The organism is Anaerotruncus colihominis (assembly GCF_010206195.1).
Lineage (GTDB): Bacteria > Bacillota > Clostridia > Oscillospirales > Ruminococcaceae > Anaerotruncus > Anaerotruncus colihominis_A.
On record NZ_VIQT01000009.1, the window covers coordinates 77,468 to 99,830 of the forward strand.

Below are 22,363 nucleotides of genomic sequence, written 5' to 3' on the forward strand. Positions count from 1 at the left end.
GGGAAAAAACTTAGTGGCCTAATTTGTTTTTAAAAATATTACCATCGCTGGATTGAGGTGAAAATATGTGGATAAATTCAAGCTTGTGTCGCCGTTTAAACCGACCGGAGATCAGCCGGAAGCGATCGAGGCGTTAACCCGCGGAATCCTCGCGGGAGCGCATGAACAGACGCTTTTAGGCGTCACCGGTTCAGGTAAAACCTTCACCATGGCCAACATCATTGAGAGGGTAAACAGGCCCACTTTGATACTCGCCCACAACAAGACTTTGGCTGCTCAATTATGTTCGGAATTCCGCGAATTTTTCCCTGAAAACGCGGTTGAATACTTTGTAAGTTATTATGATTACTACCAGCCGGAGGCGTACATTGCGCATACGGACACGTATATCGAAAAGGATTCCGCGATCAACGACGAAATTGAAAAGCTGCGCCATTCGGCGACCGCTGCGCTCGGGGAACGGCGCGATGTAATCATCGTTGCGAGCGTGTCGTGTATTTATACGCTCGGCGACCCGATCGATTATAAAAATATGGTCGTGTCGCTGCGGACAGGGATGCAGAAGGACCGCGACGAGCTGATTAAAAAGCTGGTGGAACTTCAGTATGAGCGAAACGACATCAACTTTGTGCGCAATAAGTTCCGGGTGCGCGGCGACGTTGTTGAAATTTTTCCGGTTTATTCGGGCGACACGGCTGTGCGCATTGAATTTTTCGGAGATGAAATTGACCGTATCACCGAGATCAACACTGTGACCGGCGAAGTAAAAAACGTCGTGACGCATGTTGCGATCTACCCGGCCTCGCATTACATCGTGCCGCCGGAAAAGATGCGCGCCGCCATTGAGGAGATCCGGGGCGAGGCCGACGAACGCGTGGCATATTTTAAGGAAAACGGCAAACTGATTGAGGCGCAGCGCATCGCTGAGCGGACAAACTACGATATTGAGATGATGCAGGAGATTGGTTTTTGCAAGGGCATCGAGAACTATTCTCGGGTCATCTCCGGACGCGCTCCCGGCAGCACGCCGTATACGCTGCTCGACTATTTCCCGGAGGACTTCGTGCTGTTTGTTGATGAATCGCACGTCACGCTCCCACAGGTGCGAGGAATGTACGGCGGTGATCGTTCCCGCAAAATCAGCCTGATCGATTATGGTTTCCGGTTGCCTTCAGCGCTTGACAACCGCCCGCTCAACTTCGATGAATTTTATGCAAAGCTCAATCAGGTTGTATTTGTCAGCGCCACGCCGGGCGCGTTAGAACGTGAAAAAAGCACACAGATTGTTGAACAGGTCATCCGCCCGACAGGGTTGTGCGATCCTGAGATCGAGGTGCGGCCCGTGGAGGGACAGATCGACGACCTTCTCTCGGAGGTCAACCAGCGCGCGGCCGTTGGAGAGCGCGTACTGATTACGACGCTGACAAAGAAGATGGCCGAGGATTTGACCGCCTATATGGAAAATATGGGCGTGCGTATCCGGTATATGCATCACGATATTGACACAATCGAGCGTATGGAAATCATACGCGACCTGCGCCTCGGTGAGTTCGACGCGCTTGTTGGCATCAACCTGCTGCGCGAAGGGCTTGATATTCCGGAGGTGTCGCTTGTCGCCATTTTGGACGCGGACAAGGAGGGTTTTCTGCGCAGCGAAACGTCGCTTGTCCAAACGATCGGCCGCGCGGCGCGCAACGCACAGGGAAAGGTTATCATGTATGCGGACAGCGTAACCGAGTCAATGGAGCGCGCGATCTCAGAAACGTACCGCCGCCGTGAAATTCAGCTTGCTTACAACCAGGAACATGGGATTGTGCCGCAGACGATTAAAAAGGATGTGCGCGATATCCTTGAAATCTCCGCGCGCGACGACCGCGATACCAAGAAAAAGCGCGGAAAGAAGCTGTCGCATAAGGAGCGAGAGGCGCTGATTGCGAAGCTGACGCTTGAGATGAAAAATGCTGCGAAGATTTTGGAATTTGAACATGCGGCATATCTGAGGGATAAAATTCAAAAGCTGAAAGCGGAGGATGATCGTCCGAGCAGGCTGCCGAAGTAAAGGAGACGAACGGGGACATTTATGGCATTGGATAAAATTGTAATCAAAGGCGCGCGTGAGCACAATCTGAAAAATATTGATCTCGATATTCCGCGGGACAAGCTGATTGTCTTTACGGGACTTTCGGGATCGGGAAAGAGTTCGCTTGCGTTTGATACGATCTATGCGGACGGCCAGCGGCGGTATGTTGAAAGCCTGTCGAGCTATGCGCGTCAGTTTTTGGGCCAGATGGAGAAGCCCGACGTTGATTCGATCGAGGGCCTTTCGCCGGCCATTTCAATCGATCAGAAAACAACGTCGAAAAATCCGCGCTCAACGGTTGGAACCGTCACGGAGATTTATGATTATCTGCGTCTGCTTTATGCACGCATTGGTATCCCGCATTGTCCGGTCTGCGGCAGGCCAATTGAACAGCAGACAGTCGACCAGATGGTAGACCGCGTGATGGAGCTGCCGGCCGGTACGCGAGTACAGATTCTTGCGCCGACGGTGCGCGGGCGCAAGGGTGAGCATGTCCGTGAATTTGATGCGGCGCGCCGTTCGGGATATGTGCGCGTGCGCGTTGACGGGAACCTGTACGATCTGTCTGAGGAAATCAAGCTTGAAAAGAACAAAAAACACACGATTGAAATTGTTGTCGACCGCCTTGTCATCAAGGAAGAGGTGCGGTCGCGCCTGGCCGATTCGCTGGAGACTGCGATCGGTCTGACAGGCGGGATCGCCGTTGTCGACGCGGACGGGGAGGAGCTGACCTTTTCCTCAAATTACGCGTGTCCCGACCATGATATCAGCATCGAGGAACTGAACCCGCGTATGTTCTCGTTCAACGCCCCATACGGCGCGTGCGACAAATGTACCGGATTAGGAACGTTTCTCAAGATCGATCCGGACCTGGTGCTCCCCAATAAGCGCCTTTCCATCCGGGAGGGCGCAATCCGTGCATCCGGCTGGTATTATTCCGAAGGCGGTATTGCACAGATGTATTATGAGGGTCTGGCCGAGCACTACGGATTTTCGCTCGACGAGCCGGTTTCCAAGCTGCCGAAACAGGCTGTCCAGATTTTGCTTTACGGGACGAACGGCGAAAAAATTAAGATGTATCGTGACGGCGGAAGCGTAAAGGGGACTTACTACACCGATTTTGAGGGAATCGTCAATAATTTGGAGCGCCGTTTTCGGGAGACAAATTCAAGCTGGATGCGCGAGGAGCTTTCGACTTGGATGAGCAGCGTTGAGTGCCCTGTCTGCCATGGCGACAGGCTGAACAAGACGGTATTGGCCGTGACCGTGGGCGGGCTGAATATCAGTGAATTTTGCAGGAAATCGGTGGCCGGCGCGCTTGAGTTTCTTGAGGGGCTTGAGCTGACGCCGCGCGAGCGGATGATTTCAGAGCTGATTATCAAGGAGATCCGCGAGCGCCTCGGTTTTTTGCGCAGCGTTGGTTTGGAATATCTGACGCTGGCGCGCGCAGCCGGGACGCTTTCGGGCGGGGAAAGCCAGCGCATCCGTCTGGCGACGCAGATCGGCTCGTCCCTGATGGGCGTTTTATATATTCTGGACGAGCCGTCGATCGGCCTGCACCAGCGCGACAATGATAAACTGATCGCGACGCTCAAGCGCCTGCGCGATCTGGGAAATACACTGATCGTTGTCGAGCACGACGAAGATACGATGTACGCCTCCGATTATATCGTCGATGTCGGGCCGGGCGCGGGCGTACATGGCGGCGAGATTGTCTGCGCCGGAACAATCGACGAAATCAAGGGCTGTGAACGTTCCATAACAGGCCAATATCTTTCAGGCAAGCGGCGCATTGAGGTGCCAAAAACACGCCGGACAGGCAACGGCAAGTTTTTAAAGATTGTAGGAGCAGCGGAAAACAACCTCAAAGAGATCGACGTTGAGATACCGCTCGGCGCATTCACGGCTGTGACGGGTGTATCCGGTTCCGGAAAAAGCTCGCTGATCAACGAGGTGCTCTTTAAGCGTCTGACGCGCGACCTGACGAATCCGCGCGTCAAGCCCGGTAACCATATCGACATTGAAGGGATCGACCAGATCGATAAGGTCATCGATATCAACCAATCTCCGATCGGACGCACGCCGCGCTCCAACCCGGCGACCTATACGGGCGTGTTTACCGATATCCGCGAGATCTTCGCACAGACCAACGATGCGAAAATGCGCGGCTACAAGTCGGGACGATTTTCCTTCAATGTCAAGGGCGGCCGCTGCGAGGCGTGCGAGGGAGACGGCATCGTGCGTATTGAAATGCACTTTCTGCCCGATATTTTCGTTCCCTGCGAGGTCTGCAAGGGCCGGCGCTACAACCGCGAGACGCTTGAGGTCAAATACAAGGGCAAATCGATCCACGACGTTCTGGAGATGACGGTTGAGGAGGCGCTGGAGTTTTTTAAAAACGTGCCGAAAATCGCGCGCAAGCTCCAGACGCTTTACGACGTAGGGCTTGGATATGTCAAGGTCGGACAACCGGCAACGACTCTTTCCGGAGGCGAGGCGCAGCGGGTCAAGCTGGCTACGGAGCTTTCAAAGCGGCCGACAGGGCGCACCGTCTATATCCTTGACGAGCCGACAACCGGCCTGCACACGGCTGACGTTCACAAACTGATCGATGTTTTGCAGGCGTTTGTGGATGCGGGGAATACGGTTATTACAATTGAGCATAATTTAGAGGTCATTAAAACGGCGGATTATATCATCGATCTCGGTCCGGAGGGCGGAGACAACGGCGGCACGCTGGTGGCTGCGGGCACGCCGGAAGAAATTTGTCGGGTAGAGGCGTCTTACACGGGAAAATATCTTAAAAAAATGCTATAAATTTATCAAAATTCGGCAATAATAACCTTTACAAAGATATACTATCATGGTATAGTATTGATGAAGAAAGATTAACAGAAAGGGAGACTGCATTATGAAAAAATATGTTTGCACCATTTGCGGATTCGTGTACGACGAGGAGAAGGGCCTTCCGGATGAAGGAATTGCTCCTGGAACGAAGTGGGAAGACATTCCCGATGATTTTGTTTGCCCGGAGTGCGGCGTAGGCAAGGACATGTTCGAAGTCCAAGGCTAAGAACCAGCAATTTGTGACCACCCGGAGATAGTCCGGATGGTCACAACTCATTTTAACAGGAGGTCGTTTGAAATGGCGGCAGTGAAAGTTACAGACAGCATTTATTCGGTGGGGATTCTCAATCCGAATATGCGCGTGTTCGACATTGTCATGTCGACTGATTATGGAACCACTTATAATTCATATGTGCTCAAAGGCGAAAAGAACGTTCTGATCGAGGCGTGCCACAGGACCTATTTTGAGCAGTACCTTGCAAATATCCGCGAGGTGATCGATCCGAAGGATATCGATTATATTGTCCTCAATCACAATGAGCCGGATCATTCCGGTGCGCTGGCGCAGCTTCTTGACTATGCGACGAACGCGACAGTCGTCGTTTCGAAGGCCGGTTCGATCTATCTGAAAAACATTACGAACCGCACGGATTTGAAAGTCCAGGTGGCCATGGACGGCGATGTGATCGATATCGGCGGCAAGACGCTGCGCTTTATCAACGCGCCGTTTTTACATTGGCCTGATTCCATGTTCACATGGGTCGAGGAAGAAAAGACGCTGTTCAGCTGCGATTTCCTTGGCGCGCATTACTGCGAGCCGTATACCTTCGACTACAACATGGCCTATCCCACAAAATATGAAATTGCATTCAAGGGGTATTACGACGCGATCTTTGGTCCGTTTAAACCTTATGTGCTCGCCGGCCTTGAGAAAATCAAGAGTCTGCCGATTGAGCGTGTCTGCAACAGCCACGGGCCGGTCATCACAAAGGGCTGCCGCCTGGACTATGTGCTTGAAAAATATGCCGAGTGGAGCCAGCCGCAAAAGAATACACGGCTGACCGTGCCGGTTTTTTATACTTCCGCTTACGGCAACACCCGCAAAATTGCCGCCGCGATCCGCGACGGCATTCTGGCGGCACGGCCGGAAGCCGATGTCGAGACATTTGATATCATCGACTATGATATGGGCGAGATGGCCGCGCGCCTGAACAGCTCGGATGCGTTTGCGCTCGGCAGCCCGACGATTAACGGCGAGGCGGTTCCGCCGGCATGGATGCTGCTGTCGCATGTCGATGCGATCAACAACAAGAAAAAGCCTGTCCTCGTTTTCGGCTCCTACGGCTGGAGCGGCGAAGCGGTGCCGAATCTTCAGGCGCGGCTGACCGGACTCAAAATGAAAGTGTTTGGCGACGGACTCAAGGTCTGCTTTGTTCCGTCCGCCGCAGACCTTGAAAAAGCGAAAGCGCTCGGAACAGAGTTTGGCGCATCGCTTGCATGAAAAAAAGCCCCGCTGTGTTAAATTGCAGCGGGGCTTGGCCATTCTATTGGATGGTTGGCGGAGCAGATCGAGCCTATTTGCCCTTAAAAAGGGGAGGATCCGGCTTCAAAAGTCCCTTTTTTACGCCGATACGATAACTCAGCCACCAAAAGAAAATGTACAGAATTAAAAATACGACAGTCATCACCTGACCAAACGCATGAGATTTGGTCGGCAGACTGCCAGGATCACCGCTCATGTCAACATAATGGGAAAAATCCATGTAGAGGCCGTCATAGTAGTTTTGGTAGGACTTTTCGTCCGAGCTGGGGTGTTTCCATTCCACCCACTGCCCAATAGGCAGCAGCGTGTCGGGAGCAAGGGGGCGCGAATCAGTATAGGCCATCTTCGTCGCCGCTTTGAAATTAATCAAAGCGGCGACCCGTTCGCCGCTTGGCAGATCGATGGTGTAATATGTTTTATCGTTCCATTTCAGTGCCCTATGGGAGCTGGCACTCATGAAATCGCGCTTGACTTCGATTGTAAAATACTCCATTTGTTCCATATCGGCGATGGAAGCGGCGGCGGGAGTGTCCAAAAGGGCCTCGGTACCAACGCTGCCCGGTCCGATATCCACCCGGGCCATCTGGTATTCGTAAAGTATCGGGCTGGCCAGAAAGCCGGCGAGGAGGGAGAGCGGAACTGCCATCACAAACCCCAGGATGTTGGATACAAACATACTGAAGGATACGCGCACACGCATAACAGACATATGAAAAACCACCCCTTGCGATTTATTGTGATTGCCATAAAAAATAAAAGAATCGCTCTGCGATTATTTTATCACAAACTCCGGTCCGCTTCAATATGCTGGTTCCCTTTGTGTCGAAGGTTGCGGATACGCATTCCGCTCATCCGCCAACACGTTGCGGCGGTTCGTTTCATAGGTTATCATTTCAGGGGAATGGGGGCTCTGTCGGAGCGCCTTGCTTTTTGCCGGCAAAAATGGTAAGATAAACTGATTATAACATGAAAAGAGGAGAGGACGCGTTTTGCCACAGCAGAATTTGTCGCCGGCGCTCTCACAGCAGATGGAATACAGCCGGCAGGTCCGCGATTTGCTGGCCGCGCGTTACGACCATCCGCCAATGGCCTATGTCCATTCGTTCGGATGCCAGCAGAATCAGAGCGACGGTGAGAAAATTGCCGGTATGCTTGCGCAGATGGGATATGGCTTCACCGATGCGCCGGAACAAGCTGATCTGGTCATCTATAACACCTGCGCCGTGCGCGAAAATGCTGAGGACCGCGTATTCGGCAACGTCGGCGCGCTCAAATCGGCCAAGAAGCGGCGCGCAGGTATGCTGGTCGGGCTGTGCGGCTGCATGATGCAGCAACAGGCCGTGGCGGACAAAATCAAAAAAAGCTATCCATATGTCGATCTGGTGTTCGGCACGCACGCCCTGCATACGCTTCCGGAGCTGCTTTACCGGCGCCTTTCGGGAGAAAACCGCCAGTTTTCCACCGAAAATGCGCATGGGGAGATTATCGAGGGCGTTCCGCTGCGCCGCTCCGGGTCAATCAAAGCAAATCTGCCGGTGATGTATGGCTGCGATAACTTCTGCACATACTGCATCGTGCCGTATGTGCGCGGCCGTGAGCGCAGCCGGAATCCTCAGGATGTGCTCGACGAGGCGCAAACGCTCGTCGGACAGGGCTACCGCGAACTGCTGCTGCTTGGGCAGAACGTCAATTCTTATGGCAAGGGGCTTTCGGAACCGGTCAATTTCGCTGCGCTGCTGCGGCGCATCAATGCGGTCGAGGGTGATTTTTGGATTCGGTTCATGACAAGCCATCCGAAGGACTGCACGCATGAGCTGATCGACACAATCGCCGCGTGCGATAAGGTCTGCCGCCATATCCACCTGCCGGTACAGAGCGGCAGCGACCGTGTGCTGGCGGCGATGAACCGGCATTATACGGCTGCGCATTATCTGGAATTGATCGACTATGCGCGCGCGCAGATTCCGGGCGTTACATTTTCAAGCGATATTATTGTCGGCTTTCCCGGTGAAACGCGCGCTGATTTTGAACAGACTTTGGAGCTTGTCAGGCGCGTGCGCTTTAACGCCCTTTATACGTTTATTTATTCTCCGCGGCCCGGTACGAAAGCCGCAGGGATGGAGGACCCAACGCCCGCTGCGGACAAATCCCTGTGGCTGCGCGAACTGCTCGACGCTGAATCGGACATCCGCGGCGAGATACAGGCGGACGCCGTCGGTACGACCCTGCGCGTATTGGCGGAGGGCGAAGGGCGCAGCGGCGACGGCTGGCTGACAGGCCGCACACAGGGAAACGACATCGTCGAATTTACAGCTCCGCGCGCGATGACCGGCAGCTTTGTTGATGTAACGATCGAGCGTGCGCAAAACTGGGCGCTGTTTGGGCGGCTCAAAGAGGAATAAAAAGCGTCCGGAACTTTATGGGCGGACGCATCAATACAGGAGGAACAGAAAATGGATGTAATCACAATGGCAAGGCAGCTTGGCAAGGCGCTTCAACAGGACGAAGGATATCTGCGCCTGATGGTGGCGCAGCAGCAGAACGATGCAGATGAGGCGCTTCAGGCGCTGATCGGCAAGTTTAACCTTGCGCGCATCAATTTGAACACGGAGCTGAACAAGACGGACAAGGACCAGGCGCGCGTGACTGCGCTCAATGAGGAGGTCCGCGCGATTTATGGACAGATTATGGCCAATGAGAATATGGCCGCTTACAATGAGGCAAAAACAGAATTTGACGATACGGTTGACTTTGTTATGCAGATTCTGCGCGGGAGCATCAACGGCGAGGATCCGGACCTGATCGAAAAGCAGTCCGGCTGCTCCGGAAGCTGCTCATCGTGCTCCGGCTGCGGCTGACGGCAGCCCCTTAGCCCCTTATTGCGCGCTATCCTTTATAACGTCTCCGGAGGTCGCCCAGGATGAAAATTGACATGCAAAAGCTTTCCCCGATGATGCAGCAGTATTTTGCCGTGAAGGAGAACCACAAGGATCACATTGTGTTTTTCCGCCTTGGCGATTTTTACGAGATGTTTTATGACGACGCGGTTTTAGCGTCGCGCGAGCTGGAATTGACGCTGACAGGACGCGACTGCGGACAGGAGGAGCGCGCGCCGATGTGTGGCGTGCCGTTTCATGCGTGTGAAACATATATTGCACGCCTGATCAAAAAGGGCTATAAGGTCGCGATCTGCGAGCAGATGGAGAACCCGGCCGACGCCAAGGGCGTTGTCAAACGCAGCGTGATCCGTGTCGTCACGCCGGGGACGCTGATTGAGAGCAACATGCTCTCCGAGGATGCGAACAACTATATCGCCTGTATCCTGTTCGATCAGGGATGGGGGCTTGCGTGCGCCGACAGTTCGACCGGGCAGCTCTTTGTTTCACAGTTTGCCGCGGACGCGCAGGGGGAAGTCGTAAATGAGCTTGGGCGCTATTGCCCGAGCGAAATCATTTTTAATGAGGGAATCCTTGACCAGACGGCTGTGACCGAATTTATTCAGAAAAAGCTGCATTGTGTCGCTGACCTGTGCGACAGCGGCCGGTTCGATCCGCAGGCTGCCGGTGATCTGATCGCCCGGCACTTTTCGAAACCGTCCGGCGCGCTCGGGCTTGAAGACCGGCCGCTCGCGGCACGCGCGCTCGGCGCGCTGCTTGCGTATCTTTATGAGACGCAGCAGAAGGGTCTTGAACGCATCACCGACGTAGCGTATGTAAATCCGGAGCAGTCGATGGCGCTCGATTTGACGGCGCGGCGCAATCTGGAGCTGACGCAGACGATGCGCACAGGCGAAAAGCGCGGCACGCTGCTGTGGGTGCTTGACCGGACGAAAACGGCAATGGGAAAGCGGCTGATGCGCGCCTGGCTTGACAAGCCGCTTGTTAATCCGGCTATCATCAACAAACGGCTCAACGCTGTGGAGGAGCTTTTTTCCGATACGATGCTGCGCTGCGACCTGATCGATTCGCTGTCCGGCGTATTTGATCTGGAACGGTTGATGACCCGTATCATCTATGGCAGCGCGTCGCCGCGCGAATATAAGGCCCTTGAAGGCGCGTGCCGCAAAATGCCGGCGCTCAAAGCGCGTATGGAGGGCTGTGCGAGCGCATATCTCTGTGAGGCGCGCGACGCGCTCGACCCGTTGGAGGATATATCGGACCTGCTGGCGCGCGCAATCGTTGACGAACCGCCTGCGGCGGTTAAGGACGGCGGCGTGATCCGGGAGGGATACAGCCCCGCGCTCGACGAGCTGCGCGCGCTCATTCACAATTCGAAAAAGCTGCTTGTCGGCATCGAGACGCAGGAGAAGGAAAAAACCGGCATCAAGAATATGAAAATCGGATACAACCGTGTATTCGGTTATTACATAGAGGTTTCAAAGTCGAACCTTGGGCTGGTGCCCGATACATATATCCGCAAACAAACGCTCGCCAACTGTGAGCGGTATATCACACAGGAGCTAAAGCAGCTTGAGGAGAAGATCCTTTCGGCGGGCGAGCGTATTGCGACGCTGGAAAACGAGATGTTCGAGGCTGTGCGCGCCGCTGTTTCAGCGCAGCTTCACCGTGTACAGACGACCGCGTCGGCCGTGGCGCGTCTCGATGTTTACTGCTCACTGGCGGCCGTGGCGAGTGCGAACGGCTACTGCCGGCCGGATGTGGGCCTATCGGATGGAATTACAATCCGCGACGGCCGCCATCCCGTCGTCGAGCAGCTTATAGACGGCGCGCCGTTTGTAGCGAACGACACGACGCTTGATTGCGGTGAAAATCAGATCGCAATTATCACCGGTCCGAATATGGCCGGAAAATCGACGTATATGCGCCAGACGGCTCTGATCGTGCTTATGGCGCAGATCGGAAGCTTTGTTCCAGCGGCGTCGGCCTGTATCGGCGTTGTCGACGGCATATACACGCGCGTGGGCGCTTCGGACGACCTGGCCTCCGGGCAGTCAACCTTTATGGTCGAGATGACCGAGGTGGCGCAGATTATGAAGCATGCCACGTCCAAAAGCCTGCTGATCCTTGATGAGATCGGGCGCGGCACGTCGACTTTTGACGGTATGAGCATCGCGCGCGCCGTGCTGGAATATATCGCGGATAAAAAGCGTATCGGCGCAAAGACGCTGTTCGCGACGCATTATCATGAACTGACCGCGTTGGAGGACACGCTTTCCAATGTGAAAAATTACAATATCGCGTGTAAAAAGCGCGGCGATGAGCTGATTTTTCTGCGGCGGATCGTGCCGGGCGGCGCGGACGACAGCTACGGCATCGAGGTGTCGAAGCTGGCTGGCGTGCCGGAGTGGATCATCCGCCGTGCGCGTCAGGTGCTCGAACAGCTTGAGCAGGGGCGTGAGGTTGCGCCCGCCCGCGCGGCGCGGCAAAAGCAGGAGGAAACCGCGCCGCAGATGACGTTTGGATCGGCCGCCGCCCCGGAGATTGAAGCGGCGCTGCGTGCAATCGATGTCAACACGCTGACGCCGATTGAGGCGATGAATAAGCTGTATGAATTGAAAACGCTTTTGAAAGATTGATTGAAAGGGCAGGTGACGACGTATGGCGAGAATCAATGTGCTGGATCGGCAGGTCGCGGAGCTGATCGCGGCCGGCGAGGTGGTGGAGCGCCCTGCGTCGATTGTCAAGGAGCTGGTCGAGAATGCCGTCGATGCCGGGGCGACAAAGGTCACGGTGGAAATCCAGGGCGGCGGCGTGCGTTATATCCGTGTGACGGACAACGGCGGCGGCATCCTGCGCGAAGATGTCAAAAACGCTTTTTTGCGCCATGCAACAAGCAAGGTGCGTGTACAGGAGGATTTGGGGAATATCACAACGATGGGCTTTCGCGGCGAGGCGCTCGCGTCGATCGCGGCGATGTGCCGGGTTGAGGTGCTCACGCGCACGGTTGACGAGCTCGAAGGAACGCGGTATACAATTGCCGGCGGCGAGCCTGGAGAGCTTGCCGACGCGGGCTGTCCCGTCGGTACGACGATCAGCGTGCGCGATGTGTTCTATAACACGCCCGCGCGCATGAAATTTCTCAAAAAGGATCTTTCGGAGGGCAACAGCGTGGCGGCCGTCGTGGAAAAAGAGGCGCTGGCCAATCCCCAAATTTCATTTAAGTTCATACGCGACGGCGCGGTGCGTCTGCAAACGCCTGGCGGGGGCCAGTTAGTCGCCGCGGCGCGCTGTGTGCTTGGACGTGAATTTGCGGAACAGACGATCCCGGTTTCATATGAGCTGGAGGGCCTGGCGCTGAAAGGGCTGATCAGCAAGCCGTCGTTTGCGCGCGGTTCGCGCACGCTTCAGAATTTTTTTATCAATACCCGCTTTGTGCGCTCTAAAACATGCATGGCCGCGCTCGAGGAAGCTTACCGCAATATGCTGATGGCCGGGCGCTTCCCGTCATGCGTACTTAATTTGACAATTCCGCCGCAGACCGTCGACGTCAATGTGCACCCGGCAAAAACCGAGGTGCGCTTTGCGAATGAAAAAAGCGTGTTCGACTTGGTGTATTACGGCTGCAAGACGGCGCTGGGTGCGCATCGTCTCGCGCCGGAGATCAAGGCGGATGAGCTGCGGTATAATCCGTTTGCCGCTCAAACCGATCCGCAGGCACCGAAGCAGCAGCGTATGAGCGCCGCGCAGTATCGGATACAGGCCGGCGTGCCGGATGAACAGCCCGCGCGCGTGAGCGCAGAGCAATATTGGGAACAGATGCGCGCGTCAAAACCGGCTGTGCATGGGAAGGAGGATAGGCGCGCTTTAAACGCGCCGGATACCGTCGCCGCGCCGCCGGTTCAGTCGCCGCAGGCGCGCATTCTCCCCCGCCGTGCGATTGATATTGTATTTGACGAGCCGGATGATGAAGGGGACGGACAGTCCGTTTCAAGCGCGAATCCATACGCCGATTCGTATGCGGCCGCGCGTCCTGCGGCGATTGCCGCCCGGGCCCTGCCGGTATTGGCAAAGGAACCGCCGCGGGATTTGCCGGCTGTGTCCGCAGGGGCGGAATTGGAACTTTCCGCACGGATACAGACCGCCTGCGCGGCGGACGATCCATATGAAAACGCCGCGTTGATCGGCGAATTGTTTGGGACATATATTGTATTGGAAAACAATGCGGAAATGATTTTAATTGATAAGCACGCGGCGCATGAACGGCTGCTTTATAATCGCCTGGTCGAGGAGGGGCCAGGGGAGGAACGGCAGTTTCTTCTGACGCCTGTTTCGGTGCGCCTGTCCCCTGAGGAGCACGCCGCCGTACTGGAAAATGCACAGCTTTTGGCGCGTGCGGGCGTGGGAATTGAGGACTTTGGAGACGGGTTCGTCGTTGTACGCGAGGCGGCTCCTGTGCTGGCGGGTGCGGATCTGGCGGCGATTGTCACAGAGTGCGCGCAGAAATTGCTGCACGCAAACGAGCGCCTGACGCCGCATGTGCTTGAGGAGCTTTACCACACAATGGCGTGCCGCTCGGCGATCAAGGCGCACGACCGGACGGCCGCTCCGACACTGCGGCAGCTTGTGGAGTTGCTGCGTGCCGACGGCGACGCGGATCACTGCCCGCATGGGCGTCCGGTCGCCATCCGTATGTTGCGGCATGAGATCGAGAAAAAATTTGGCAGGCTTGGATGAACAATGAATGAAACATTAAAAAAACAACCGCTGATTGCGGTGGTGGGTCCAACGGCCTCCGGAAAGACGGCGCTCGCGGTCGAGCTGGCGCTTTATTTTGGCGGGGAGGTTGTTTCGGCTGATTCAATGCAGGTCTATAAACGGATGGATATTGCCACGGCAAAGCCGGACGAGGCGGAGAAAAAGGGTGTGCCGCATCATCTGATCGATCTGATCGAACCGGATGGCGCGGCGTTTTCCGTCGCGCAGTATGCGCGGCGCGCGCACGCCGCCATTGCGGATATCGCAGCGCGCGGGCGCGTGCCGATTCTGGCGGGCGGCACAGGGCTTTATATTGACGCGGTCATTGACAATATTGATTTTTCAAATATCCGAAGCGATGAATCGATCCGCGCCGGGCTGCACGCGCTGGCCGAAGCGCACGGGAATGCGTATATGCTCTCCCTGTTGCGCGCTGTCGATCCTGAGCTTGCGGCCGCGCTGCATCCGAACAATCTGGGACGTATTCTGCGCGCTTTGGAGGTCTATCGCGTGACGGGCGTGCCGATGAGCGAGCATCAGCGCCGTTCACGTCAGACGCCTGCGCGTTATGACGTCTGTATGATCGGGTTGAATTTCACCGATCGCGCTATGCTGTATGACCGAGTCAACCGGCGCGTCGACCTGATGATGGAGCGCGGACTGCTTGACGAGGCGCGCGCGATTAGTTTTGCGTGCCGCGGGACGGCGCTCCAGGCGATCGGGTACAAGGAGCTACTCCCGCACCTGGACGGGGGCGCGCCGCTGGAGGAATGCGTAAACCGGCTTAAGCAATCGACACGGCGCTACGCAAAGCGGCAGCTTTCGTGGTTCCGGCGCGATGAGCGCATTATCTGGCTGATGGTTGATAAGAGCGAATCGCTGCGGGAATTAACCGAAAAGGCGGTTTGCGTGGTTCACAAGAGCGGAATTCTGTGATATAATTAGACATTACAAAAAAGGTGAAGGGGCGGTCTTGGCGGCAGAGCCAGGCGGTCCGATGCTGCGCCGCAGCAGGGAGGTAACTATGAAGCAGCTCAATTTGCAGGATGTCTTTCTCAATCAGGCCCGCCGTGAAAAGCTCACAGTGACGATTTACCTGACCAATGGGTTTCAGTTCAAGGGGATTGTGCGCGGGTTTGATTCCTATACGGTCATCCTCGACTGTGAAGGAAGACAGAACCTTGTTTATAAGCACGCAATCTCCACGATCAGCCCGTCCAAGGCGATCAGTATCCTGGAAACTGTTGAGGACGACCAGGATGAAGCGTAGCGGCGGGTTATGAAAAGCACATTGACGCAGCGGCTTGTCGTGGCGTTGGTAATGGTATTCCTGCTGGTGTATGTGGGATATCAGATCTGGCGCTATGTGACGCCCGCTTATAAAACAGAAACAGCGTTTACCTATACAGTTACGGAGACAACGAGTGTAAACGGCGTCGTCCTGCGCAACGAGGTTCTGCTCGACAACAGCATGGGAAGCGGCGTCGCTTCCTACCTTGTGGGCGACGGTGCAAAGGTTGCGGGCGGGACCGTAATTGCTGAGGTTTACCGCAATAAGGAGGACGCCCGGAATATTGAACAGCTGCGCGCGCTCGAAAAAAAGCGCGCGCAGCTTGAGAGGGCGCAGGATCCGGGTACTACCTCGTTTGCGCATACGGATGTACTCAACCGGCAGATTTTCAGTGAGCTGGACACAATCATTGGTTCCGTGGAATCAGGATTGATGGCAGGGGCGGCGGAAAACGCGGACAACCTGCTACTGCTTATGAACACCAAACAGATCGCTACGGGGCGGCAGTCTGATTTTCAGGAGACGATTAACCAGCTCAAGGCCGAGGAACGCTATTTGTCCAATCAGATCAGCCGCGACCCGCGGCGGATCACTGCGCCGCAGCCCGGCTATTTTATCCGGACCATTGACGGCTTTGAGGGAAAAGTTCCCTATAAGGAGATCCCCGACCTGACACGGGCGCAGGTCGACGAGATGCTCGCACAGCCGGTACAGTCTGAATCAGACTATGTAGGCAAGGTGATGCTTGGCCACCGCTGGTATTACGCTGCAACAGTTCCCGAGGAGGACGCGTCTCTTTATAAGGAGGGCGCTTCCGTCACGCTGGATTTTCATTTGTCGGGGACACAGCCTGTTCCAGCGGTCGTTTACAGCGTCAACGAGGACAGGGACAACGGCGGCGCGGCGGTGATTTTCCGCTGCGACTACATCAATGAATCGCTTGTCAACCTGCGCTTTACACAGGCCGACGTGAAGTTTAAATCGATTTCAGGGCTGCGTGTCAGCAGCTCGGCGATCCGTTACGAAGGAATCCAGAAGGGCGTCTATGTTTCACGCGGAGAAACAATGCAGTTTCGGCCTATTACAATCCTGTATGAATCGCCGGGGTTTGTAATTTGCCTTGAAATGGACACGAACACCCCGGAAGGCGCGAATGGATTGCAGCAGTTTGACGAAGTTATTATCGGGGGGGCGCAGCTTTATGATGGGAAACCACTCAAATAATTCTGGTATCGCACAGACAGTCGAACAAATCCTGGACAGCATTGCAAAAACATGTGCGTCATGCGGCCGCGACGTTTCGGATGTGCAGCTGATGGCTGTGACAAAAACGGTCGAGGCACAGCGTGTGAATGAGGCGATTCATGCCGGTGTGCGATTGCTTGGCGAAAACCGGGCGCAGGAGCTGTTGGCCAAGTATGATGATTATGAAAAGGACGGCGTAGATATTCATTTCATTGGACATCTGCAAACAAACAAGGTTCGTCAGATCGTCGATAAGGTTACAATGATTCAATCGCTTGACAGTGTGGCGCTCGCACAGGAGATTGAGCGTCAATGTGAAAAGCACGACAAAAAAATGGACTGCCTGGTGGAAGTAAATATTGGAAGTGAATTGTCAAAATCAGGTGTAGCTCCCGACCTGCTGCCTGATTTTTTGGGAGGATTATCCGGTTTTGGACGGATTTGTGTGCGTGGACTGATGGCGATCCCGCCTGTGAGCGGCACTGACACTGAAAAAGAGCGTTATTTTTCCGGCATGCATAAACTATTTGTTGACATTAGGGACAAAAAATTAGATAATATCAATATGGATTTCTTGTCTATGGGCATGTCCGACGACTATCTGCTGGCAATCAAGCACGGTTCCAACCTGGTCCGTCTTGGCACCAGGCTGTTCGGGCATAGGGATTATGGCCCGGCCAAGTGAATCAGAGGGGGTGTTTCAGTGGGAATCATGGATAAGTTCAAAAACTTTATCGGGATCCCGGAGGATGAGTATTATGACGACGAGGATGTCGACTTTATCTCCAGCGACAATGGCCGCGGAGATTTGCGCGAGGACCCGCCGTCCCATTCCGAAAAACGCGGGAACAAGGTGGTTAATATCCATGCGACCACACAGCTACAGGTCGTGCTTGTCAAACCAGAACGCTTTGAGGACGCCTCCGCCGTTGCCGATCATCTCAACGACAAGCGTACAGTCGTGTTGAATCTTGAATCGACCAACAAGGATGTTTCACGGCGCCTGATCGATTTCCTGTCGGGCGTCGCGTATGCAAATAACGGACAGATCAAGCGTGTGGCGAACAGCACCTATATTATCACACCGTATAATGTTGATATCATGGGCGATTTGCTTGACGAGCTTGAAAGCAGCGGCGTATTCTTCTGATGGCTTTGGCGGATAAGAAGGAGCAGGCGTTCGCCGCGCATATCTGTGACCTTTTGGAGATTGCCCGGAAAAGCTATACGGCGCGATTCTCCGGATTTCTCGACGCGCGCCAGCTTGTGCTGGCGCGCGGATGTGTATCCGCCGCGGGGAGCGGCGCGGAACACTTGTTTTTCGGCGGCTATCCGGGCGCGGAGCGTGTGATGCTCGGCGCGTTCGCGCCGTATGAACAACCGGATGAAGCGGCGTTCCCAATTGTCCCAGTGACCATCGGATACCGCGCGCAGGATACGCCGGGGCACCGCGATCTGCTTGGCTCGCTGACCGGGCTTGCAATTGGACGCGAGGCGCTCGGCGATATTCTGGTAGGTGAGGAATACGCCGTTTGCTTTGTTTCATCCGCGGTTGCGCCGGTGATCTTAAATGAACTGAAAAAGGTAGGGCGCTGCGGTGTGCATGTGCGTGAGGGAATGCCGGAGGCTCTGCCCGCGCTGCACAGGTATGCGGATCTGCCGCTGATTGTTACGTCGCTGCGTCTTGATTGTATGGTTGCTGCCGTCGCTGGGCTTTCCCGCGAAAAGGCGGCGCAGGCAATCCGTTCGCAGTTGGTGGTTGTCAACGGCTCTGTGCTGGTACAAACGTCTGGTTTGCTCTGTGAGGGCGACGTTTTCAGCATTCGGGGATATGGAAAATACCTGTTTGCACAGGTATTATCATCGACGAAGAAGGGCCGCCTGCATATCCTTTGCAGAAAATATGTCTGATCGGATTCGTTTGACGAACCGTTCCAATAGATAAGGAGGATGTTTGAGCGTGCTGAATCCAAACGAGATTGCCAATAAAAGATTTGACAAAGTAATGGGGCAAAAATATCGCGCGGACGAGGTGGATAATTACCTTGCTCAGGTTGCCGACAGCATGAACGACCTTCTGGAGGAAAAGCAGGAACTGGAAAAAAAGCTGATCGTTCTGGCGGACAAGCTGGAAGAATATAAGGATGACGAGGAAAGCCTGCGCTCTGCACTGCTTGGCGCGCAGAAGCTGGGAGACAGCGTTGTGCGCGACGCTAAGGCAAAGGCCAGGGATATTCTGGAGGATGCCGAAGCGCGCGCCAATATGATTGTGGAAGACGCCAAAATGGAAATTGAACGGCAGCAGGCGGGCTTTGTGCGTATGCAGCGGGAGGTCGCAACGTTCAAAAGTAAGCTCCAGCTTGCGTATAAGCAGCATCTTGAATTGATCGCGTCCATTCCGGTGGATGAAAACGTTGTGAACCCCGCGATGAAAAAAACGCAGCCCAAACCGCCGGAGGCGCCCGCTGAGTCTGACGAGCCGTCTGAGTCCGTACCTGAGCAGACAGAGATGGAAGACGCCGGCGATTTTCCGGCGGATTCGCCGGAAAATCCGGACGGCCTGGCCGACCTTCCTGCGCAGGAGGATGGTTATCCGCCGGCGGAAGATGAATTGCCTCCTCTGACCTACAGCGAGGAGGACAGTTTCCAATATGAGGAGACGGATGAGTATATTCCCGACGGCGAGCCGGAGGAGCCGGCCAGACGTGAATCACGCTTTGGACCGCTGAAATTTGGCCGTGAATTTGACCTGAAACGAAACGACGGAAAGCGCAGACGTTGAGAATACAGCCCAGTCTGCATAGCCGGCGTGATCAGTGACAATAGACAAACAAGGAGAGATCTGTCCAATGTCCGAAATGGATTACAGCAAAACGCTGAACTTGCCAAAAACTGATTTTTCAATGCGTGCGGGGCTTCCCCAGAAGGAACCCGTTATGGTGAAAAAATGGGACGAAGAACATCTGTATGAGCGCATGCTTGAGAAAAACGAAAGCAAGCCGCTTTACATGTTCCACGACGGCCCGCCATATGCAAATGCCAATATTCATCTTGGTACGGCGCTGAATAAGGTGCTCAAGGATATCATTGTCCGCCAGAAAAATCTTTCCGGATTCAAAGCGCCGTATACGCCGGGATGGGATACACACGGCCTTCCGATTGAGCTGAAAGCGCTCAAGGAGATCGGTGTTTCCAGCGATATCGCCCCGATTGAGCTGCGAAAGGTCTGCCATGATTTTGCGCTGCGTTTCGTTGAGAATCAGAAGGAGCAGTTCAAACGTCTCGGTACCATTGCCGATTATGAGCATCCATATCTGACGCTCAAACCGGAATACGAGGCGCGTCAGGTTGAAATTTTTGGCGCGATGGCCAATAAGGGGTATATTTATAAAGGGTTGAAGCCTGTATACTGGTGCCCGACCTGTGAAACGGCGCTGGCTGAGGCGGAAATCGAATATAATGAGGACAAGTGCAATTCCATCTATGTCAAGTTCAATGTGACCGACGACAAGGATGGCATTTTGGAGCGCCTTGGCGCGAAGGATCTTTCCAAAACGTTTGTCGTCATCTGGACGACGACGACCTGGACTTTGCCGGGCAATATGGCTATCTGCGTCGGGCCGGCGTTTGAATATTGTGTGGTCTCTGCAAACGGCGAATATTATGTGATGGCCAAGGAGCTTGTCGAGGCTTCGATGAAGGCCGCCGGTATCGCCGATTACGAAATTCTTGGCTCCTGTCTTGGCGAGGAGCTGGAATACATCACCTACCAGCATCCGTTTCTTGACCGGCAGTCGCCTGTCATTCTTGGCGACCATGTCACGTTGGAGAGCGGCACGGGCTGCGTCCATACCGCGCCCGGACACGGCGTTGAGGACTTTGATGTCTGCGCGCAGCATTATCCGGAGATTCAGGTTGTCGTGCCGGTCGACAAATTCGGCAAGTTGACCGAATTGGCTGGAGAATTTGCCAGCCTTTCGACGGACGATGCGAATGTTGCGATCGTCAAGAAGCTGGAATCGACCGGGAATCTGTTTGCCATCGAAAAGATTGTCCACCAGTACCCGCATTGTTGGCGCTGCAAGGACCCGATCATCTACCGCGCGACAGAGCAGTGGTTCTGTTCCGTCGACGACATCAAGGAACAGACTGTATCCGAGATCGAAAAGGTTGCGTTTGTTCCTGAGTGGGGCCGCGGCCGTATGATCAATATGGTGCGTGACCGCAGCGACTGGTGCATTTCGCGTCAGCGTACCTGGGGCGTGCCAATTCCGATTTTCTACTGTAAGCAGTGTGGAAAATACCATGTAAACGAGGCCAGTATTGGGGCTGTCGCGGCGCTGTTCAGGGAAAAGGGTTCCGACGCCTGGTATACGACCGACGCGGCGGATATTCTGCCCGCCGGCACAAAATGCGCCGCCTGCGGTTGTACGCAATTTGTCAAAGAAACAGATATTATGGACGTTTGGTTTGATTCCGGTACGTCTTATGCGTCCGTTATTCATGACAATCCTGATTTGAAGTGGCCGGTCGACCTCTACCTTGAAGGTACCGACCAATACCGCGGATGGTTCCAATCATCTCTGCTGACTTCGATCGCCTGGAAGGGCGTCGCGCCGTATAAGGCGGTCTGCACGCATGGATGGGTTGTCGACGGCGAGGGGCGCAAGATGTCCAAGAGCCTTGGAAACGGCATGGAGCCTTCCGAAATCACCGATCAGTATGGGGCGGATATTCTGCGCCTGTGGGTCGCTTCGGCTGATTATCACGCTGATATCCGTATTTCGAAGGACATTCTCAAGCAGCTTTCCGAGGTATACCGTAAAATCCGCAATACCGCGCGCTATATCCTGGGAAATATTTCTGATTTTACGCCCGACAAAGATGCGGTTCCCTTCGACCGGCTGGCGGGACTTGATAAATGGGCGCTCACACGTTTCAATGAGCTTGTCAAGACGGTTTCAGAAGCGTATGACCGTTTCGAATTCCACATCATTTATCATGCGCTCCATAATTTCTGCACGATCGATATGTCCAACTTCTATCTTGACGTTATCAAGGACCGCCTGTATGTTGAGGCCCCCGATTCAGCCGACCGCCGCGCGGCGCAGAGCACAATCTATACAATCCTGCGCGGTATGACGCTGCTGTTTGCTCCGATCATTCCATTCACAGCGGAGGAGATTTGGAGCTTTATGCCTGACGACAGCCGATATGACGGTGCGTCCGTGATGTTCAACGAGATGCCAAAGGTCATCGAAGGGATTTCAGACAAGACGTTCATGGAGAAATGGGACCGCATCCACATGTTGCGTGACGATGTGCTCAAGGCGCTTGAGGCTGCCCGCAATGCCAAAACGATCGGTAAATCGCTCGAGGCAAAGGTCGTGCTGCATTTTGACGGCAACCTTGCGGAGCAGATCGGCCTGACATTGGACGAACTGGCAACCGTGTTTATCGTCTCTCAGGTGGAGGTTACAGCGGAGGGGACTGGTTCATACCAGGGAACGGTTCCGTTCCTGCCCGGCCTTACAATTGAGATTGCACATGCTGACGGCGGGCATTGTCCACGCTGCTGGGTGTACAGCGACACGGTCGGCAAGGACGCGCGGCATCCGACGCTTTGCGCCCGCTGCGCACAGATCATCGGCTAATAGACAAAATTGTCTGCGGCGCTTAATGAAGGTTTAAGCGCCGCAGTT

17 protein-coding genes are annotated in these 22,363 nt (G+C 54.8%); 16 read left to right on the forward strand and 1 reads right to left on the reverse strand.

Going from position 1 to position 22,363, the window contains the following annotated elements; all coding sequences use genetic code 11:
• Positions 1-67 precede the first annotated feature (67 nt).
• From uvrB to FMM72_RS04555, 4 genes are all read left to right on the forward strand, one after another.
• Positions 68-2,059 (forward strand): excinuclease ABC subunit UvrB, encoded by a 1,992-nt coding sequence (gene uvrB, locus FMM72_RS04540; protein WP_160208321.1) that lies wholly within the window; start codon positions 68-70, stop codon positions 2,057-2,059.
• 21 nt (positions 2,060-2,080) lie between these two features.
• On the forward strand, positions 2,081-4,897 hold the full coding sequence (gene uvrA / locus FMM72_RS04545) for an excinuclease ABC subunit UvrA (RefSeq protein ID WP_162220739.1): 2,817 nt from the start codon (positions 2,081-2,083) through the stop codon (positions 4,895-4,897).
• Between the two features lie 94 nt (positions 4,898-4,991).
• A complete protein-coding gene (locus tag FMM72_RS04550) occupies positions 4,992-5,153 on the forward strand; it encodes a rubredoxin (RefSeq protein ID WP_160208323.1) in 162 nt (53 codons plus the stop codon).
• A 72-nt stretch (positions 5,154-5,225) separates the two neighbouring features.
• On the forward strand, positions 5,226-6,428 hold the full coding sequence (locus FMM72_RS04555) for an FprA family A-type flavoprotein (RefSeq protein ID WP_180322879.1): 1,203 nt from the start codon (positions 5,226-5,228) through the stop codon (positions 6,426-6,428).
• Between the two features lie 73 nt (positions 6,429-6,501).
• On the opposite strand, the gene FMM72_RS04560 is transcribed toward FMM72_RS04555, so the two are convergent.
• On the reverse strand, positions 6,502-7,116 hold the full coding sequence (locus FMM72_RS04560; RefSeq protein WP_162220740.1) for a hypothetical protein: 615 nt from the start codon (positions 7,114-7,116) through the stop codon (positions 6,502-6,504).
• 382 nt (positions 7,117-7,498) lie between these two features.
• Between FMM72_RS04560 and miaB the strand changes: the two genes are divergently transcribed.
• The 12 genes from miaB to ileS all read left to right on the forward strand — a co-directional run bounded on the left by miaB (position 7,499) and on the right by ileS (position 22,315).
• The gene (gene miaB / locus FMM72_RS04565) at positions 7,499-8,872 is read left to right on the forward strand and encodes a tRNA (N6-isopentenyl adenosine(37)-C2)-methylthiotransferase MiaB (RefSeq protein ID WP_160208492.1); all 1,374 of its coding nucleotides are present in this window, start codon (positions 7,499-7,501) and stop codon (positions 8,870-8,872) included.
• Positions 8,873-8,923: 51 nt separating this feature from the next.
• Positions 8,924-9,328, forward strand: a complete 405-nt coding sequence (locus FMM72_RS04570; protein ID WP_160208326.1) for a YlbF family regulator — start codon at positions 8,924-8,926, stop codon at positions 9,326-9,328.
• A gap of 74 nt (positions 9,329-9,402) precedes the next feature.
• Positions 9,403-12,006: a DNA mismatch repair protein MutS gene (gene mutS, locus FMM72_RS04575; RefSeq protein ID WP_160208494.1), complete on the forward strand. Its 2,604-nt coding sequence runs from the start codon at positions 9,403-9,405 to the stop codon at positions 12,004-12,006.
• Between the two features lie 22 nt (positions 12,007-12,028).
• On the forward strand, positions 12,029-14,104 hold the full coding sequence (gene mutL / locus FMM72_RS04580; protein ID WP_162220741.1) for a DNA mismatch repair endonuclease MutL: 2,076 nt from the start codon (positions 12,029-12,031) through the stop codon (positions 14,102-14,104).
• Positions 14,105-14,107: 3 nt separating this feature from the next.
• Positions 14,108-15,061 carry a tRNA (adenosine(37)-N6)-dimethylallyltransferase MiaA gene (miaA, locus tag FMM72_RS04585; RefSeq protein WP_162220742.1) on the forward strand — a complete coding sequence of 318 codons (954 nt, stop codon included), beginning with the start codon at positions 14,108-14,110 and terminating at the stop codon, positions 15,059-15,061.
• 88 nt (positions 15,062-15,149) lie between these two features.
• Positions 15,150-15,395: an RNA chaperone Hfq gene (gene hfq, locus FMM72_RS04590; protein ID WP_160208329.1), complete on the forward strand. Its 246-nt coding sequence runs from the start codon at positions 15,150-15,152 to the stop codon at positions 15,393-15,395.
• Between the two features lie 9 nt (positions 15,396-15,404).
• The gene (locus tag FMM72_RS04595; protein ID WP_162220743.1) at positions 15,405-16,640 is read left to right on the forward strand and encodes an HlyD family efflux transporter periplasmic adaptor subunit; all 1,236 of its coding nucleotides are present in this window, start codon (positions 15,405-15,407) and stop codon (positions 16,638-16,640) included.
• Entirely contained in the window at positions 16,618-17,346 is a 729-nt protein-coding gene (locus FMM72_RS04600; protein ID WP_162220744.1) for a YggS family pyridoxal phosphate-dependent enzyme, read from the forward strand. Before FMM72_RS04595 ends, FMM72_RS04600 begins: the two co-directional genes overlap by 23 nt.
• An 18-nt stretch (positions 17,347-17,364) precedes the next feature.
• A complete protein-coding gene (locus FMM72_RS04605) occupies positions 17,365-17,811 on the forward strand; it encodes a cell division protein SepF (RefSeq protein WP_257431904.1) in 447 nt (148 codons plus the stop codon).
• Positions 17,811-18,572, forward strand: a complete 762-nt coding sequence (locus FMM72_RS04610) for an RNA-binding protein (RefSeq protein WP_160208332.1) — start codon at positions 17,811-17,813, stop codon at positions 18,570-18,572. The genes FMM72_RS04605 and FMM72_RS04610 overlap by 1 nt, the downstream gene beginning before the upstream one ends.
• A gap of 49 nt (positions 18,573-18,621) precedes the next feature.
• On the forward strand, positions 18,622-19,443 hold the full coding sequence (locus FMM72_RS04615; RefSeq protein WP_162220745.1) for a DivIVA domain-containing protein: 822 nt from the start codon (positions 18,622-18,624) through the stop codon (positions 19,441-19,443).
• 67 nt (positions 19,444-19,510) lie between these two features.
• Positions 19,511-22,315 (forward strand): isoleucine--tRNA ligase, encoded by a 2,805-nt coding sequence (gene ileS, locus FMM72_RS04620; RefSeq protein WP_160208334.1) that lies wholly within the window; start codon positions 19,511-19,513, stop codon positions 22,313-22,315.
• Positions 22,316-22,363: the final 48 nt, after the last annotated feature.